This is a genomic window from Microbacterium sp. (assembly GCF_047602155.1).
Taxonomy (GTDB): Bacteria; Actinomycetota; Actinomycetes; order Actinomycetales; family Microbacteriaceae; genus Microbacterium.
In genome coordinates this window covers 1751610-1767925 of record NZ_JASGHZ010000001.1, presented here as the reverse complement: position 1 = coordinate 1767925, position 16316 = coordinate 1751610, and the positions used below count along the sequence as shown (strand labels likewise).

General features: G+C 69.0%; 12 protein-coding genes. All 12 read left to right on the top strand.

Features of this window, described 5'->3' with window-relative positions; translation table 11 throughout:
• Positions 1-305: 305 nt before the first annotated feature.
• The gene (locus QM720_RS08035) at positions 306-2339 is read left to right on the top strand and encodes a primary-amine oxidase (protein ID WP_415125592.1); all 2034 of its coding nucleotides are present in this window, start codon (positions 306-308) and stop codon (positions 2337-2339) included.
• Positions 2340-2452: 113 nt separating this feature from the next.
• A complete protein-coding gene (locus QM720_RS08030) occupies positions 2453-3403 on the top strand; it encodes a helix-turn-helix domain-containing protein (RefSeq protein ID WP_415125591.1) in 951 nt (316 codons plus the stop codon).
• Positions 3404-3613: 210 nt separating this feature from the next.
• On the top strand, positions 3614-4609 hold the full coding sequence (locus tag QM720_RS08025) for an ABC transporter permease (RefSeq protein WP_415125590.1): 996 nt from the start codon (positions 3614-3616) through the stop codon (positions 4607-4609).
• 7 nt (positions 4610-4616) lie between these two features.
• Entirely contained in the window at positions 4617-5495 is an 879-nt protein-coding gene (locus tag QM720_RS08020; protein ID WP_415125589.1) for an ABC transporter permease, read from the top strand.
• A 1-nt stretch (position 5496) separates the two neighbouring features.
• Complete coding sequence (locus QM720_RS08015) at positions 5497-7263, top strand: dipeptide ABC transporter ATP-binding protein (protein ID WP_415125588.1); 1767 nt, start codon at positions 5497-5499, stop codon at positions 7261-7263.
• A 92-nt stretch (positions 7264-7355) separates the two neighbouring features.
• Positions 7356-9122 carry an aminotransferase class III-fold pyridoxal phosphate-dependent enzyme gene (locus QM720_RS08010; protein ID WP_415125587.1) on the top strand — a complete coding sequence of 589 codons (1767 nt, stop codon included), beginning with the start codon at positions 7356-7358 and terminating at the stop codon, positions 9120-9122.
• Complete coding sequence (locus QM720_RS08005) at positions 9119-10759, top strand: amidohydrolase (protein WP_415125586.1); 1641 nt, start codon at positions 9119-9121, stop codon at positions 10757-10759. The genes QM720_RS08010 and QM720_RS08005 overlap by 4 nt, the downstream gene beginning before the upstream one ends.
• Before the next feature lie 45 nt (positions 10760-10804).
• Positions 10805-11659 (top strand): sulfurtransferase, encoded by an 855-nt coding sequence (locus QM720_RS08000; protein WP_415125585.1) that lies wholly within the window; start codon positions 10805-10807, stop codon positions 11657-11659.
• Positions 11652-12641 carry a ketopantoate reductase family protein gene (locus QM720_RS07995; protein WP_415125584.1) on the top strand — a complete coding sequence of 330 codons (990 nt, stop codon included), beginning with the start codon at positions 11652-11654 and terminating at the stop codon, positions 12639-12641. The genes QM720_RS08000 and QM720_RS07995 overlap by 8 nt, the downstream gene beginning before the upstream one ends.
• The gene (locus QM720_RS07990; protein ID WP_415125583.1) at positions 12638-13990 is read left to right on the top strand and encodes an FAD-binding oxidoreductase; all 1353 of its coding nucleotides are present in this window, start codon (positions 12638-12640) and stop codon (positions 13988-13990) included. The genes QM720_RS07995 and QM720_RS07990 overlap by 4 nt, the downstream gene beginning before the upstream one ends.
• 147 nt (positions 13991-14137) lie before the next feature.
• Entirely contained in the window at positions 14138-14497 is a 360-nt protein-coding gene (locus QM720_RS07985; RefSeq protein ID WP_415125582.1) for a carboxymuconolactone decarboxylase family protein, read from the top strand.
• A gap of 225 nt (positions 14498-14722) precedes the next feature.
• Positions 14723-16291, top strand: a complete 1569-nt coding sequence (locus QM720_RS07980; RefSeq protein ID WP_415125581.1) for an ABC transporter substrate-binding protein — start codon at positions 14723-14725, stop codon at positions 16289-16291.
• Positions 16292-16316 lie beyond the last annotated feature (25 nt).

Below are 16316 nucleotides of genomic sequence, written 5' to 3'. Positions count from 1 at the left end.
GACCCGATCTGTGGACAGATTCCGGCAATCGGCCGCCTGTGGAGGAGGTTATGACGTCACCGAAAACAGGAGATCACGCGAGAACAGGACGGATGCCGGTGGTTTCGTCCTGTTCTCGAACGATGTCCTGTTTTCGATGACGGAGGATGCCGGAGACGGACGGAGGATGCCGGAGACGGATGACGGATGCCGCAGCCCGGCGAGACGGCGGCACGCGGCATCCTGAGTCACGAGCCGTGCACCCGCCGTCAAGCGCGGGCCGGCCGAAGGGAGCAGACTGGACAGCGACTCTGGAGGAGACTGCCATGACGCACCACGACCACTCCCACCACGATCACGCCGACGCGCCCGCGGGCCTGCTGCCGGTGACCGACGTCACCGGGCAGACGGCGCGGCATCCCCGCGATCCGCTGACCGCCGCCGAGATCGAGCGCGCGCGCGAGATCCTCGTCGCGGCGGGGCTGCTCGGCGACGCCGTGCGGGTGCCGTCGCTGCTGCCCGACGAGTACGACAAGGCCGAACTGGCCGCGTGGCGGCCGGGCGACGAGATCGACCGCCGCGTCGAGGTGACCCTTCTGGAGACGACGACCGGCGCCGTCACCGAGGCGCTCGTGTCGATCACGAAGGGCGAGGTCGTCGCCCAGAGCCCCCACGACCCGACCACCGCGCCGTATGGTCAGCCGCAGTACCTCTTCGAGGAGTACGAGCGCGCCGCACGCATCGTCAAGGCCTCGCCCGAGTGGCAGGCCGCGATGGCGCGCCGGGGTCTGGCCGACCGGATGGAGCTGGCGTTCTGCGGGCCGCTGGCCCCCGGATTCGTGGGTCGGGCGAACGAGGTCGGCAGGCGCGTCATCCGCTCGCTGACGTTCCTGCGCGACAGCGAGGATGACCTCCCCTGGGCGCATCCGGTCGAGGGTCTCATCGTGCACATCGACCTCGTCGCGAACACGGTGATCGGCATCGAGGACGAGGGCGACATCCCCGTGCCGGCCGGCAGCGGCAATTACACCCCGGATGCCGTGGGCCCCGCGCGCGAGACGCTCAAGCCGATCGAGATCACCCAGCCGGAGGGGCCGAGCTTCCGCGTCGACGGCCACCGCGTGCAGTGGGAGAACTGGTCGCTGCGCGTCGACTTCAACGCCCGCGAGGGTCTCGTGCTGCACGATGTGCGCTTCGACGACCGCCCGGTGCTCAGCCGCGCGAGCGTGCCCGAGATGGTCGTCCCCTACGGCGACACGAGCAACACCCGGTTCTGGATCAGCTACTTCGACGCCGGAGAGTACCTGCTCGGCAAGAACGCCAACCACCTCGAGCTCGGCTGCGACTGCCTCGGCGTCATCCGCTACTTCGACGGCTACGTCGCCGACGACCACGGTCACGCCGTGAAGATCCCGGGCGTCGTGTGCATGCACGAGGAGGACTACGGCATCCTCTGGAAGCACACCGAGCCGAGCATCGTCGGTTCGCACGTGCGCCGCTCGCGGCGCCTGGTGATCTCGTACTTCGCCACGATCGGCAACTACGACTACGGGTTCTACTGGTACCTGTATCTCGACGGCTCGATCCAGGTCGAGGCGAAGGCGACCGGCATCGTGTTCGTCGGGGCCGGCATCCCCGGATCGAGCAACCCGCACGCACCCGAGATCGCACCGGGGATCTTCGCTCCTGTGCACCAGCACCTGTTCAGTGCGCGCCTGGACGTCGCGATCGACGGCGAGGACAACCGCCTGTTCGAGGTCGACGCGGTGCGCATCCCGATGGGCGAGCGCAACCCCTTCGGCAACGCGTTCACCTGGAGCGCGACGCCGCTGCGCACCGAGAGCGAGGCGCAGCGCGAGGCAGACACGTCCGTCGCTCGCGTGTGGGAGGTCCAGAGCGCGTCGAAGACCAACTACATCGGCAAGCCGACCGCATATCACCTGATCCCCGAACCGACGGCGCTGCTGATGGCCGACCCTGCGTCGTCGGTCGCGGCGCGCGCCACGTTCGCGACCAAGCATCTGTGGGCGACGGCGTACGACAAGCAGGCCCGCTGGCCGGCCGGCCGCTACCCGAACGCCCATCAGGGCGGCGCCGGGCTGCCGGCCTACGCGGCGGGCGATCGGTCGATCGACGGCGAGGACTTCGTGCTGTGGCACACCTTCGGCCTCACGCACATCCCGCGCCCGGAGGACTGGCCGATCATGCCGGTGGACTACGCCGGGTTCTGGTTCAAGCCGTACGGCTTCCTCGACGTCAACCCGGCGATGGACGTGCCCGAATCGAGCCAGGCCGGTCACGTGCGATCGGGAGATGCCGGTTGCTGCGGTGAGGGCTGCGCCTGCGACCACGGGCACTGATCGCGTCCACCCGACCGTCGGCGACCCACGTCGCACCGCCGGCCGCGAGGAGTAGCAGATTCTCCTGCGATCGTATACGGTGCAACAAATAAGTCCAGGGAAATGAGACGCCCGTGCCGACGACGATTGACAACGACGTGATCCTCACCACCGTCGCCGAGAACATCAGCGAGTTCCGTGCCGCGGTGAACGACTCGTTCGTGCCCCTGCAGGTGACGAGCACGCATGCCGACCAGTTTCGCGGCATGATCCGCTCGGTCGGTGTCGACGGGGTGCACGTCACCGACGTGCACGCAACGGATCACGTCGTCGAGCGGACACCCGAGCTCATCGCGCGAAACGACAAGGCGTACTTCAAACTGGGGATCATGCTGGCCGGCACCGGCCTTCTCATCCAGGACAATCGAGAAGCCGTGCTCTCCCCAGGCGACCTCGCCGTCTACGACACCAGCCGGCCGTACTCCCTCGTCTTCGACGAGGACTTCCGCACGATGGTCGTGATGTTCCCGCGCCACTTCATCACGCTGCCGCCGGAGCAGGTCGGCCAGCTCACCGCCGTGCGCATCCCCGGGAACGAGGGTCTCGGCGTCGTCGTCGCGCCGTTTCTCGCGCAGCTCGCCGCGAACCTCGACCGGTTGCGCGGCACCACGGGCGCCATGCTCACGCACAGCGTGCTCGACCTGGTCACGACCGTCTTCACCCACGAGCTCGGACTCGACACAGCCGCCGCCGACCCGCATCGCGCGCTCATGCAGCGAATCTACGGCTACATCGACCGCGACCTCGCCTCCACCGACCTCGGCCCCGCCTCGATCGCCGCGGCGCATTTCATCTCGACTCGCCACCTGCACGGCCTCTTCCAGGAGCAGGGCACGACCGTCTCGACGTGGATCCGCACTCGCCGTCTCGAGCGGTGCCGTCGCGACCTCGTCGACCCGGCGCTCGCCGACCGGCCCGTGGCCGCGATCGCGGCGCGATGGGGTTTCGTGGATGCCGCGCACTTCAGCCGTGCGTTCAAGGCCGCATTCAACGTGTCGCCCAGCGAATACCGGGCGATGCACTGACGGTCGCGGGAAACGCCGGAGGCCGGCGCACGGGAGCCCGCCGTGTCCTATGGGCCGTGTCCTGCGGGCCGTGCGGACCGACGCCATCTTCACCTTCCGTCACGGTCAACGACCGTGCCCGAGGAGTCAACCGGCACACGGCCTCCGACGGAGATGATGTCAATTCGAGGGGGGAACATGACATCAGAGGAAGATCCACACGCGCAACCGATGACGCAAGAATCGGCGGCGCGCCCGACGCGGGTGTCGAGATGGCGAGCCGGCGGCACGCGGTTCGTGCTCGTGCGCGCGGCGCAGGGTGTGCTCACCCTGCTGATCGTCTCCATGTTGATCTTCTTCGCCACGCAACTGATGCCGGGCGATGTCGCACTGATCGTCCTCGGTGAGAGCGCCACCCCGGAACAGCTCGCCATCCTGCGCGAGCACCTCGGCCTCGACCAACCGGCCTGGCTGCAGTACCTCCACTGGCTGGCCGGCGTCGCGCATCTCGACTTCGGCACCTCGTTGGCCTCCGGCGCGACCGTGTCGAGCATGATCGGCGCGCGGTTGACGAACTCTCTCACCCTCGCAGCCGTCGCGCTCGTGATCATGTTCCCGCTGTCCCTGGTGACCGGCATCACCGCCGCGCGCATGAGAGACCGGCTCGCCGACAAGGGCTTTCTCACCCTCTCGATGATTGCCAACGCCACGCCGGAGTTCGTGATGGGAACCGTGTTCATCGCCCTCCTGGGCACCACGGTGTGGCCCGTTCTGCCGCCCGTGTCGCTCATCCCACCCGGTGACAGCCCGCTGGCCCATCTGCCGGAGCTCGCACTTCCCGTGCTCACCCTCGTGGTGGGCGGGAGCGCGTACCTGTCGCGGCTCATCCGGGCGTCGTTCATCGACGTCATGAGCAGCGAATACATCCAGATGGCGCGGCTGAAGGGTCTCTCGGAACGCAGGATCGTCTACCTGCACGCGCTGCCCAACGCGCTGGGGCCGGCGATCCCCGCAGCGAGCCTCGTCGCCGCGTTCACGATCGGAGGCGTCGTCGTCGTCGAGTTCATGTTCGCCTTCCCCGGCATCGGGACGCTCCTGGTCGAGGCGATCACGGCCCGCGATGTGCCGGTGATCCAAGCCGTCGTGCTCATCATCGCCGCGTCGTATTTCGTGCTCAATCTCGTCGCCGACCTGCTTTCCGCAGGCCGCCGGAACCCGACCCGGTGAGGACCGCATGACCCACACAACGCGAACGCAGGCACCCGTTGCACCCGCGCGGACGAGACCGGCCGGGTTCTCGCGATTCCTCCGGTCCGGGCAGGTCCGATTCGGCACCCTGCTTCTCGTCGCGACGACCGCGTTCGCGCTCGTCGGCCCGCTCGTCACGCCGTACGACCCGCTCAAGTCGGTGGGGATGAGCTACCAGCTCCCCGGTGCGGAGCATCTCCTCGGCACCGACCACCTCGGCTACGACGTGTGGTCGCGACTTTTGGCCGGCGGCATCCACCTCGCCTGGATGGCACCGACAGCGACGATCCTCGGCGTCACGGCGGGTTCGTTCATCGGACTCGTGAGCGCCTATCGCCGCGGCTGGGCAGACGTGCTTCTCATGCGCAGCATGGATGTGCTCCTCGCGTTTCCCGGCATCCTCTTCGCATTGCTCTTCGTGTCGATCGTCGGCCCGCAGCCCTGGCTGCTCGTGCTCCTCGTCGCCCTGGCCATCATGCCCGGATGCGCCCGCGTCATCCGCGGCGCGACCTGGCCCCTCACGTCGAGCGAATACGTGCTCTGGGCACGGGCCGTCGGGATCCCCGGTCGCCGAATACTGCTGGGCGAACTGCTTCCGAACATCACGTCACCGCTGATGGTGGAGTTCGGCGTGCGGCTCATGGTCTCGGTGGGGCTGCTCGCCTCGCTGAGCTTCATCGGATACGGCATCCAGCCCCCCACGGCAGATTGGGGTCTCATGGTGAGCGAGAACCGCGCAGGACTCGCGATCCAGCCGATCGCAGTGCTCGCGCCGATGGTGTTCATCGTGCTCTACACCGTCGGAGGCAACCTCATCGCCGAGGGCACGGCGCGCATCATCGCCCGGACCGAAGGGAAGGCGTGACATGGCGAAGGCGATCGAGGTCACCGGGCTGACAGTCGCGGTACGCGGCGGCGCACCCATCATCTCCGATGTCTCCCTGCACCTGGACAGCGGCGAGGTGATGGGCGTCGTCGGCGAGTCCGGGTCGGGCAAGAGCACGCTCGCGCTTGCTCTGCTCGGGTTCGCGCGACCTGGCGCGTCGATCACGAGCGGAAGCGTCACGATCGACGGCAGAGACCTGCTCTCTCTGCCCGATGCGCAACTGCGTGCGATGCGCGGACGCACGGTCGCCTATGTTCCGCAGGATCCCGCCACCGCGCTCAACCCCAGTCTGAGTCTGGCCACGCAACTCACCGAGGGCCTGGACGCGGACCGCTCCCGTGCTCTGGCCACCGTCCGGGAGTTGCTCGTCGCGGTGGGTCTGCCGAGCGACGACGCCTTCCTCCGCCGTCGTCCGCGGGAACTGTCGGGCGGTCAGCAGCAACGTGTGGCGATAGCGATGGCGATGGCCGCCGCACCGCGGCTCATCGTCTTCGACGAGCCCACGACGGGTCTGGACGTGTCGACCCAGGCCCGCGTGCTGGAGCTGGTGCGCGATCTGTGCCACAGCCGCCGGATGGCGGCGGTCTACGTTTCCCACGACCTCGCGGTCGTCGCAGAGGTGGCCGACGCCGTGACGGTCATGTACGCGGGCGAGATCGTGGAGAGCGGACCCAGCATGCGGGTGATCACGCGCCCCACCCACCCCTACACGAGAGCGCTGCTCGACGCCGTTCCGTCGATGGCGGCGCGTCACCGCCTCGTACCCATTCCGGGTCGGGCAGCCGGAGTGGGCGAGATCGACCAGGGATGCCGATTCGTGTCACGGTGCACCTTCGCCGTCGATGCCTGCCACCACACGCATCCCCCGCTCACCCTGGTGGATGCGGACACCGACGTGCGCTGCCTGCGCGCGACGGACGTCGCCGCTGCCGCACGCACCTCGCAGCGCATCAGCGACGAGCGGGTCGACGTGCCCGGCGAACAGCCCGCGCTCGCCGTCTCCCGTCTCGCCGCCGGATACGCCGGAAGGCAGATCCTGTTCGACGTCTCGTTCGAGCTTGGCCGCGGCGAGTGTCTGGCGGTGGTCGGAGAGTCGGGCAGCGGCAAGACGACGATGTCGCGTTGTCTCATCGGGCTGCACGAAGAGCAGACCGGCGAGTTCCAGTTCGAGGGCGCGCCGATGCCGGCGCTGGCGAGCCGGCGCAGCGACGACATGCGGCGAGGGTTGCAGTACGTCTTCCAGAACCCGTACGGCTCGCTCAACCCGCGCAAGACGATCGAGGCCAGTCTGACGCTGCCGCTCCAGCATTTCTTCGGCGTCGACCGGGATGAGGCACGGCAGCGAGCCGCGGATGCGCTGGAGCGGGTCGAGATTCCGGCACGCTACGCGCAGCGGTATGCCGCTGACCTCTCCGGCGGCCAGCGTCAACGCGTCGCGATCGCCCGCGCGCTGGTCTGCGAGCCGCGGGTGCTGTTGTGCGACGAGGTGACCTCCGCCCTGGACGTGTCGGTGCAGGCGTCGGTCATCGAACTGCTGAGGTCACTGCTGGACGAGGGTCTCTCGATGGTCTTCGTCACGCACAACCTGGCCGTCGTGCGCAGCATCGCCGACAAAGTCGTCGTGCTCAACAAGGGTCACCTCGTGGAGTCCGGACCCACCGAGGCGGTCCTGTCGGCACCGACGCACGACTACACGAGGGCGCTCATGGCAGATACGCTCGACGTACCGGAAGCGCGGAGCGCGTGAGAGAGATGTCACGACGCCTTCCTGCGCTCGGGGAAGACCCGTTTGCGCTGTCGATCAACAGTCGCTCCTTCGCCGCGAAACAGAATGGTCACATGAGTTCAGCAATCCAGGATGACCGCCAGCCGGCGCAGCCGCAGGGCGAGAGCACGAGCAACGCCGACTGGGTGGAAAAGGACATCCGGTACGTCGTGCATCCCGTCACGCCCGCCGACGGCGAGCGCGTCGTCCTCAAAGACGGTCACGGGTGCACGCTCGTGGCCGAGGACGGGCGGGAGTTCCTCGACGCACACGCGGGCGCATGGCTCGTGCAGGTCGGTCACGGTCGGCGCGAGATCGCGGATGCCGTGCATCGGCAGCTGAGCGACTTCGCGCACTTCTCCCTCCGCTTCGGCATCAGCAACAAGCCGGTCATCGCACTGTCGGAGCGTCTTGTCGCGCTCGCACCGGACAACATCGCGAAGGTGCGCTACTGCACCAGCGGATCCGAAGCCGACGACGAGGCCCTGCAGATCGCGCGCTACTACCACGCCGCCTCGGGACATCCCGAACGCACCGTGATCATCACCTTGCGCGGCGCGTATCACGGCCGGACCGTCGCGGGCGGCGCGCTGGCGGCGCATCTGCCGCTGGGAATGGAAGATCAGTTCCCCGGCATGGTCGTCCAAGTCGCCGCGCCGACTCCGTACCGCAACGACTGCCCGCCCGATGAAGACCTGACCGATTACTGCATTCGTGACCTGGAACGCACGATCGCGCAGGTCGGACCGGAGCGCATCGCCGCGATGTTCGGCGAGCCCGCACTCGGACCCGCCGGAATGATCCCGCTGCCCGCCGACTACTGGCCTCGTGTGCAGGAGGTGCTGCACCGCAACGGCATCCTCCTCGTGATGGACGAGGTCGTCACGGGCATCGGTCGCACCGGGCAGTGGCTGGCCAGTTCGGCGCTGGGTCTTCGACCCGATGTCATCCTGCTGGCGAAGGGGCTCGCGAGCGGCTACATGCCCATCGGGGCGATCCTGCTCTCCGGGGATGTCGCGGCGGTCGTGGACCCACTGCCCAGCGGAGGCTCGTACGGGGGGCACGCCGCGTCGTGCGCTGCCGCGGTGGCGAACCTCGACATCATCGAACGCGAAGGCCTGCTGGAGAACGCGCGGGCCCGCGGCGCCCAGTTCCTGGCAGAGCTGCAACCGCTGCTGGAGCTCCCCGTCGTCGGAGACGTCCACGGGGTGGGCCTGATGCTCGGCATCGACCTGGTCGCCGACAAGGCGACCAAGCAACCCCTCGACGGGATCGATCTGCCGCTCACGCAGGCCATCCGTGACGAGTCCGGCGTGCTCTTGAACGTCTCTCACGGCACCATCGTGATCATGCCGCCGCTGGTGATCACCGCCGAGGAGGTCACTCGTGTCGTTCAGGCGATCCGCCTCGCGGTCGAGCGGCTCGACCCCGACGGCACACTGCATCCCCCGGCCCCCACCTCTCAGCCCCGCAAGGAGAACCCCATGCACGAAGAGATCGTCGCCGCCGTCACGGCCTACGTCGAGGGCGTGCGCACCGCTGACCCGACCCGCGTCAAGGACGCCTTCCGCGCGGACGGCACGATGTGGGGCTACCTGGGCGACCAGTTCGTGACGATGTCGGCGGGAGAGTTCGCCGAACAGGTGGTCGCGACCTCACCGGCACCGGACGACTCCTACAGCTACGAGATCCACAGCGTGTCGGCGACCGGCGACGTGGCGTCGGCCGTTCTCGACGAGAAGGCCTATCTCGGAGCGAACTTCCGCAACTACTTCGGTCTGGTCAGGTCGGAGGGCACCTGGCGGATCGCGAGCAAAGTGTTCACGACGGTCGGAGCATGAACGCCGACACCGTCTTCCTGAACGCGACGATCTTCACCTCCACGACCGATCGGCCGGTTCCGGGCGCCTTCGCCCTGCGGGGCGGAACGCTGCTGGCCGTCGGCACCCGGGAGGACGTCGAGGCGACGGCGGGCCCCGACACCGACTTCGTGTCGTTGGAGGGCGCCTTCGTCATGCCCGGGTTCGTCGACGCTCACAACCATGTCTCCCTGCACGGACAGGCGGAGCTGCACGAGGTCGTCGTACCGCGGGAGTTCACGCTCGACCAGGTGCTCGACGCCGTCGATCGTCATGTCCGGGCTGACCCGTCGGAAGACTGGGTCGTCGTGGCCGCCTACGGCTCACAGCTGCTGGGAGAGCTCGGCTCGCACCGCACGCTGGCCCGGTTGGATGCGGTCTCGGGCGGCCGGCCGGTGATGATCCGCGAGAGCAGCCGTCACAACCGGTGGGTGAACTCCGAAGCCATGCGACGGGCGGGCATCGGCGACGACAGCCCCGATCCCCCGCACGGTCGCATCGTGCGCGACCCCGACACGGGAGGCCTGACCGGGCTTCTCGTGGAGTCCGCCGGAATCCCCGTCGAACACGCCTATGCCGCCACTCGCGCGTTCACCCTCGCGGACCACCGTGAGCGCATGCGGGCCGGCATCCGCCCGCTGAGCCGACTGGGCGTGACGGCGATGCACGATGCCGGCGCCTCGGAGGCATCGATGTCCGGGGCTGCCAGCCTCGACGCCGACGGGCAGTTGGACGCCTGGGTCGTCAGCGCGATCCCCGTGCACGAGCAGATCTTCGGCTTCCTCCCGCGCGGCGAGGACGTGTTGGCCAGAGCCGGCGCGCTGCGCAGCGAACACCACCGGCCGTCTTTCATCAAGATCTTCATGGACGGCATCCCGCCCACCCGCACCGCCTCGTTCCTGGATCCGTATCAGCCGTCCCCCGACTTCCCGCACGGCGTGCACGTGGGCCCTCTGCTGGGCGAGGAGGAGCTCGTCTGCATCCTCGAGGATGCTGCCCGGCTCGGGTTGTCGGCGAAGTTCCACTGCACGGGAGACGGCGCAGTGCATGCTGCACTGAACGCCGTGGAGCGGGTGCGCGCGGACGGCTTCGAGAAGACCATCTACCAGATCGGCCACTCGCAGTTCATCTCCGAGGGCGATGTCGCCCGGTTCACCGCGGTGGGTGCCGTCGTCGAGATCTCGCCGTACATGTGGTACCCGGGGGCCATCCCGTCGATGATCGACGATCTGGTGCGCCCCGGGCTGGCCCGCCGGATGCACCCCAACCGGGAGCTTCTCGACGCGGGCGCGACCGTGTCCGTCGGTTCCGATTGGCCCGCCGCGGCCAATCCCAACCCCTGGCACGCCGTGCACGGGCTGGTCAATCGCACCGACCCGACCGGGACGCGTCCGGGCGTATCCGCCCTCGACCAGGCCGTCACCGTCGCGGAGGCGCTCACGATGACGACCCTGCACGGGGCCCGGGCGCTGGGGATCTCCGACCGCACCGGGTCTTTGGAGCCGGGCAAGTCGGCGGATTTCATCGTGACGGACGCGAACCCCTTCGACATCGCCCCGGAGGAACTGCGCCGGATCGGCGTGACGCAGACCTGGTTCGCCGGACGACGTGTCGCCTGACCGCGGAGCGCTCACTGCCTGAGCGCACGGACGAAGAGGACAAGGATGACGAACATACTGATCGATGCCGAACAGCTCGGGGATCTCGTCGGGGGCGGTGCCGGGCCGCGTCTGCTCGACGTGCGATGGCGACTGGACCGTCCGGACGGTCGTCCGGACTTCATCGCCGGACACATTCCGGGTGCGGTATACGTCGACCTGGACGCAGAGCTGGCCTCCCACGGGCGCGCCGACGAGGGCCGGCATCCGCTGCCGCGTCGGGAGGACCTCCAGGAGTCGGTCCGGCGCTGGGGCATCAACGACGGCGACACCGTCGTGGTCTACGACGATCTCGGATCGATGTCGGCGGCGCGCGCGTGGTGGGTGCTCACCGATGCCGGTCTGGACGTGCGGCTGCTGGACGGCGGCCTGGGTGCGTGGACGAGCGCCGGACTGCCGCTGGAGACGGGCGAGGTCGTGCCCGCCCGCGGCGCGGCGACCCTCACCGGCGGCCTCCTCCCCCGTCTCACGATCGACGAGGCGGCCGCACTGCCCGACCGTGGCGTGCTGCTGGATGCGCGGGCGGCAGAACGCTATCGGGGGGATGTGGAGCCCATCGACCCCCGAGCCGGACACATCCCCGGGGCGGTGAGCCTGCCGACGGCGGGAAACATCGACGCCTCCGGGCGCTTCCTCCCGCCCGACGTCCTGCGGCGACGGTTCGAGCATGCCGGCGCCGGCACCGGCGAGGTGGGCGTGTATTGCGGTTCGGGGGTCACCGCGTCGCACGCCTACGTCGCACTGACGATCGCAGGCTTCTCCCCGCGTCTGTACCCGGGATCGTGGAGCCAGTGGTCCAACATTCCCGACCGTCCCGTCGCGACGGGCTCCGAGCCGGGCGGAGCGCCGTCCGATGGCTGAGAAGACGGGACGGTACCTGATTGTCGGTGCCGGTGCGATCGGTGCGTTCCTGGCCGCTCAATGGACCCTCGCCGGCGTGGCCACCGTCCTGGTCGCGCGCGGGCGTGCGCTGGAGGCGATCGCGCGCGACGGCGTGCGCGTGCGACGGCCGCACGGCGATGAGATCGTGCGCGTGGAGGTCGTCGGCGCGCTCGCCGACGCGCAGCCGACGGCGGCGGATGTCGTCGTGCTGGCGGTGAAGTCGCAGGATGCGGAGAGCGCGCTCACGCAGATCGCCTGGCTACCCCTCGCCGACGGCACGGGACTCGTGGCAGACCTGCCCATCCTCACTCTTCAGAACGGCCTGGCCACCGAAGACCTCGCCCTTCGCCGGTTCCGGCGGGTGATCGGCGTGTCGGTTGCGATCGAGGCGAGTCACTTGGAGCCCGGCGTCGTGGTGGCGACCTCGTATCCGCTCGTCGGCCTCGTGTGGCTCGGTGCGTATCCGTTCTCCGATCCCGATGCGGAGGCAAAGCACAGCGCCGCCTTCCGCGCCGGCGGTTTCGCGACGTGGGTGGAGCCGGACATCGCCGCCGCCAAGCGCCGCAAGCTGATCGGGAATCTGCACAACGGTGTCGAGGTGTTCGACAGCGAGCCGGACGAGTTGGAGGCGGCGCTGCGCGCGGTGCGCGCAGAGGCGCGCGCGCTGTTTGACGAGCTCGGCCTGCCCGTGGCGCCGCCCACCGCGGATGCGCGCCTGGAGATCGAGACTGTTCCGGGCCACTCCTCCGGGCTGTCCACGTGGCAGTCCTTCGCGCGCGGAGCATCCAGCGAGGGCGACTACCTCAACGGCGAGGTGACCTGGCTCGCACGCCGGCACGGCCGTACGGCGCCGCTGAACGAGGCGGTGCAGCGCGGACTCGGTGCACTCGCGGCACGCGGGGGAAAGCCGGGCGAGATGTCGCTCGCCGACGTGCTGGGCGGACGGGTTTCGGTCGGATGAGCTTGTCCGAACTCGTCGAGGCCGGGGTCGTCACCCTCGATCGGCGCACGCGCGACGGCGCCGCGGCAGACCGCTCGGGATGGCCGGGCGCGGGCGCGCCGCGGGCGGTGGCCCGTCCGCGGCACATCGAGGAGGTGCAGCGGCTGATGGCCTGGGCATCGGCGACGGCGACACCGGTCATCACGCGGGGCGCCGGCTCGGGACTGGCCGGTGCCGCATCCGGGACGGCCGAGGCTCTCGTGCTGGATCTGAGCAGGATGGACCGCATCGTCCAGATCGATGCCGACGAGCAGCTCGCCCGCGTCGAGCCCGGAGTGATCACGGCAGACCTGGATCGTGCCGCCGCCGAGCACGGGCTGATGTACGCCCCCGACCCGGCCAGTGTGGGCATCTCGACGATCGGCGGCAACATCGCCACCAACGCGGGTGGGCTGCGCGGGGCGAAGTACGGCGTCACGAGAGATCATGTGCTGGCGTTGGATGTCGTGCTGGCGGACGGCACCGTGATCCACGTGGGTCACGACACGATCAAGGGCGTGACCGGCTATGACCTCGTCGGCCTGTTCACCGGATCCGAGGGGACGCTGGGTGTCGTCGTCGGTGCGACGCTGCGGCTCCTGCCACGGCCGGCGCGCACCGCGACCGCCGCCGTCTTCTTCGCCGACGTCGCCACCGCCGCCCGCGCGGTGACCGCGATCACCCGCTCCGGCGCGCGGCCGGCCGTGCTCGAGATCCTCGACGGAGCGACCCTCGGCGCCATCGACGACGCCGAAGGCACGCGGTTGCGCGAACTCGGCGACGCATTCCTCCTCGTGCAGACCGACGGCTACGGGGCGGAGGAGGAGCTGACGGTCATCCGCGAGGCGGTCGGCGCCCTCGCGACATCCTTCGACGTGGCCACCGACGCCGCCGATGCCGACCGGCTGCTGTTCGCCCGACGTCAGGCCCTTCCCGCCCTCGAGGCAATCGGGCGTCCCCTCATCGAAGACATCGCCGTGCCGCGTACGCGCCTCGCGGAGGCGGTGGAGCGGATCTCCGCCATCGCCGCAGAAGAGGACGTACCGGTCTTCGTCTTCGGCCACGCGGGGGACGGCAACCTCCACCCGATTCTCGTCACCGAACCGGCACCCGCCGGAGCACCGATCCCTCCTCGAGCGCAGATCGTCGCCGACCGGATCTTCGCGCTGGCCCTGGAACTCGGCGGCACGATCACCGCCGAGCACGGCGTGGGCCGGCTCAAAAGAGAGTGGGCCGCACGGGAGTTGGGCCCCGACGTGCATGCGCTGCAGACGAGGATCAGGTCGCTGTTCGACCCCGATGGCATCCTCAATCCGGCGAGTTCCCTGTGAGCGCCCGCCGGGCGCATCGACCTGGCCGTCGCCCCACACCACCGTGGCGGGACGAGCCGGACTCGGCGCTGCGATGATCTGCGCCGCCACCGCGATGCTCGCCGTCCTGTTCATGGTCGGCGGGGGAACGAGAAGGGAATCACTCGAATGACCAGCAAGGATGAACGTGCCCAGGACCGTCGCAACGTCCGCATCTACAAGGCGGAGACTCCCGACGTGCTGCAGCGATGGGCCGAGTTCAACGCGGCGGTGTTCTCCCCCGAGCAGAGGGAGATCCCGTTGAAATACCTCGAGCTGATCGCGCTCGGTGTCGCACTGACGACGCAGTGCGCGTATTGCATCGAGTCCCATTCGCACAACGCCGTCGCCGCGGGGGCGAGCGATGCGGAGCTCGCGGAGGCGGCGTGGGTGTCTGCCGCGCTGCGCGCAGGCGGCGCCTACACGCACGGGTTGCTGGCCTTCTCGGCCACCCGGCCCGCGGAAGGCCAGCCCGCCCACGCGCACTGAGACGACGGGCCGGCCACCGCGCGACCAGCGTGCGCCGGGGAGCAACGTTCGTGCGCAGTGGATCATGTCCGCTCACCTGCACCCCGGGATGCTGAGTCTGGGATCAGAGAAGCGCGATGCACCAAGCGCCATCGGCCGGTCGTGCCAGAGCGACCCGGTGGAGTGTCCCGCATCCAGGGCACGGTTCTGCCTCGGCGGGCCGGCCAAAGCCAGAGAGGACTGTACGTGAAGAAGATCCCGAAGACCAGAATGAGCGCGAGCTCGTCTCGTCTGCTCCGCAGAGTCACCGCCGTCGCCGCAAGCCTGACGCTCGTCGTGGGCCTCGCGGCCTGCGCCGGCTCGACGCCCGACGGCGATGTCACCGAGACGGCGGCGCTGGCCGACTCCCTGACGTTCGGCAGCATCGGCGGCAGCACCGACAGCATCAGCCCCTACCCCAACAAGACCTCGGCGATGACACTGGCGATGGGGGCACAGCTGTACGAGGGTCTGACCCGGATCGCCGCCGACGGATCCGTGGAGATGGCGCTCGCCGAGTCGATGGAGCCGAACGAGACGCTCGACGTGTGGACCGTGCACCTGCGGTCGGGCGTCAAGAAGCACGACGGCACGGACTTCGGCGCCGACGACGTGCTGTGGAGCCTCGGCTACATCCTCGACGCCGACAACGCCTACGGCGGGGCGAGCGAGATCAGCTTCGTCGACCCGGACAAGATCACCAAGATCGACGACCTCACGGTCGAGATCGGCCTGACCCAGCCCTACGGTCCCTTCCCCGCAGCGATGGCCTCCAAGAGACTTCTGATGGCCGGCGCGAACTGGTCGGAGGATGCTCCCGTCGGCACCGGGCCGTTCGTGCTCGACACGTTCACGGCCGGCCAGCAGGCGACGTTCACCCGCTTCGACGACTACTGGGGGGACAAGCCCGGCTTCACCGACCTGACGATGATCACGTTCCAGGATCAGTCGGCGCTCAGCAACGCCCTGCGCGGCGGGCAGGTGCAGGTCATCTCCACGCTGCCGTTCGCTGAGGTGGAGGCGATGAAGGCCACCGCCGGGATCGAGGTGCTGGAGAGCGAGAACGCGACCAAGGCGTTCCTCTCCTTCCGCGTCGACATCGCCCCCTTCGACGACGAACGCGTCCGCGAGGCCATGCGCCTCATCGCGGACCGCGAGCAGATCGTCAGCAACGCCTACGGCGGCTATGCGACCGTGGCGAACGACATCAACGGCAACAATACGTCGTGCCCCGCGCCGGATGTCCCGCAGCGCGAGCAGGACCTCACCCGAGCCAAGGAACTCTTGGACGAGGCGGGGGTCGAGAATCTCGAGATCGAGATCGTGACCGACAACGGTTTCGCGGGAATGCTCGAGTTCGCACAGCTGTATGCGCAGCAGGCGGCCGAGGTCGGGGTGACCGTCAAGGTCACGCAGCTGGACTCGGCGGCGTTCCTGGCGAAGTGGAGGGAATGGCCGGCGCTGGTGAGCTTCGCCTCGCAGCCGTACATCACGCTCGCGAAGCGGTACTACATGGAGGGCGGCGAGAACAATGCCAGCCACTGGGCCGACCCCGAGTACGCCGAGCTGGCCGCGAAGCTGTACGCCACCGCCGACGAGGACGAGCAGTGCACGTACATCCAGCAGATGCAGGAGATCGAGTACGAGCGGGGCGTGGACATCGTCGCGGCCTTCCCCAAGACGCTCGTTCCGTACTCCTCCAAGGTGCACGGGCTGAAGGCCGACCTGTACGGACGTTCTTCGTACACCTTCACCGGAGTCACCGTCGAGAAGTGATCTGACCGCAGGAAGGAGGATGCCC

Excerpts from the sequence above, each read along its gene's own strand:
- QM720_RS08010 (WP_415125587.1), top strand. The coding sequence starts at position 7,356 with ATGAGTTCAGCAATCCAGGATGACCGCCAGCCGGCGCAGCCGCAGGGC.
- QM720_RS08020 (WP_415125589.1), top strand. The coding sequence starts at position 4,617 with ATGACCCACACAACGCGAACGCAGGCACCCGTTGCACCCGCGCGGACG.
- QM720_RS07985 (WP_415125582.1), top strand. The coding sequence starts at position 14,138 with ATGACCAGCAAGGATGAACGTGCCCAGGACCGTCGCAACGTCCGCATC.
- QM720_RS08015 (WP_415125588.1), top strand. The coding sequence starts at position 5,497 with ATGGCGAAGGCGATCGAGGTCACCGGGCTGACAGTCGCGGTACGCGGC.
- QM720_RS07990 (WP_415125583.1), top strand. The coding sequence starts at position 12,638 with ATGAGCTTGTCCGAACTCGTCGAGGCCGGGGTCGTCACCCTCGATCGG.
- QM720_RS08000 (WP_415125585.1), top strand. The coding sequence starts at position 10,805 with ATGACGAACATACTGATCGATGCCGAACAGCTCGGGGATCTCGTCGGG.
- QM720_RS08035 (WP_415125592.1), top strand. The coding sequence starts at position 306 with ATGACGCACCACGACCACTCCCACCACGATCACGCCGACGCGCCCGCG.
- QM720_RS08005 (WP_415125586.1), top strand. The coding sequence starts at position 9,119 with ATGAACGCCGACACCGTCTTCCTGAACGCGACGATCTTCACCTCCACG.
- QM720_RS08025 (WP_415125590.1), top strand. The coding sequence starts at position 3,614 with ATGACGCAAGAATCGGCGGCGCGCCCGACGCGGGTGTCGAGATGGCGA.
- QM720_RS07995 (WP_415125584.1), top strand. The coding sequence starts at position 11,652 with ATGGCTGAGAAGACGGGACGGTACCTGATTGTCGGTGCCGGTGCGATC.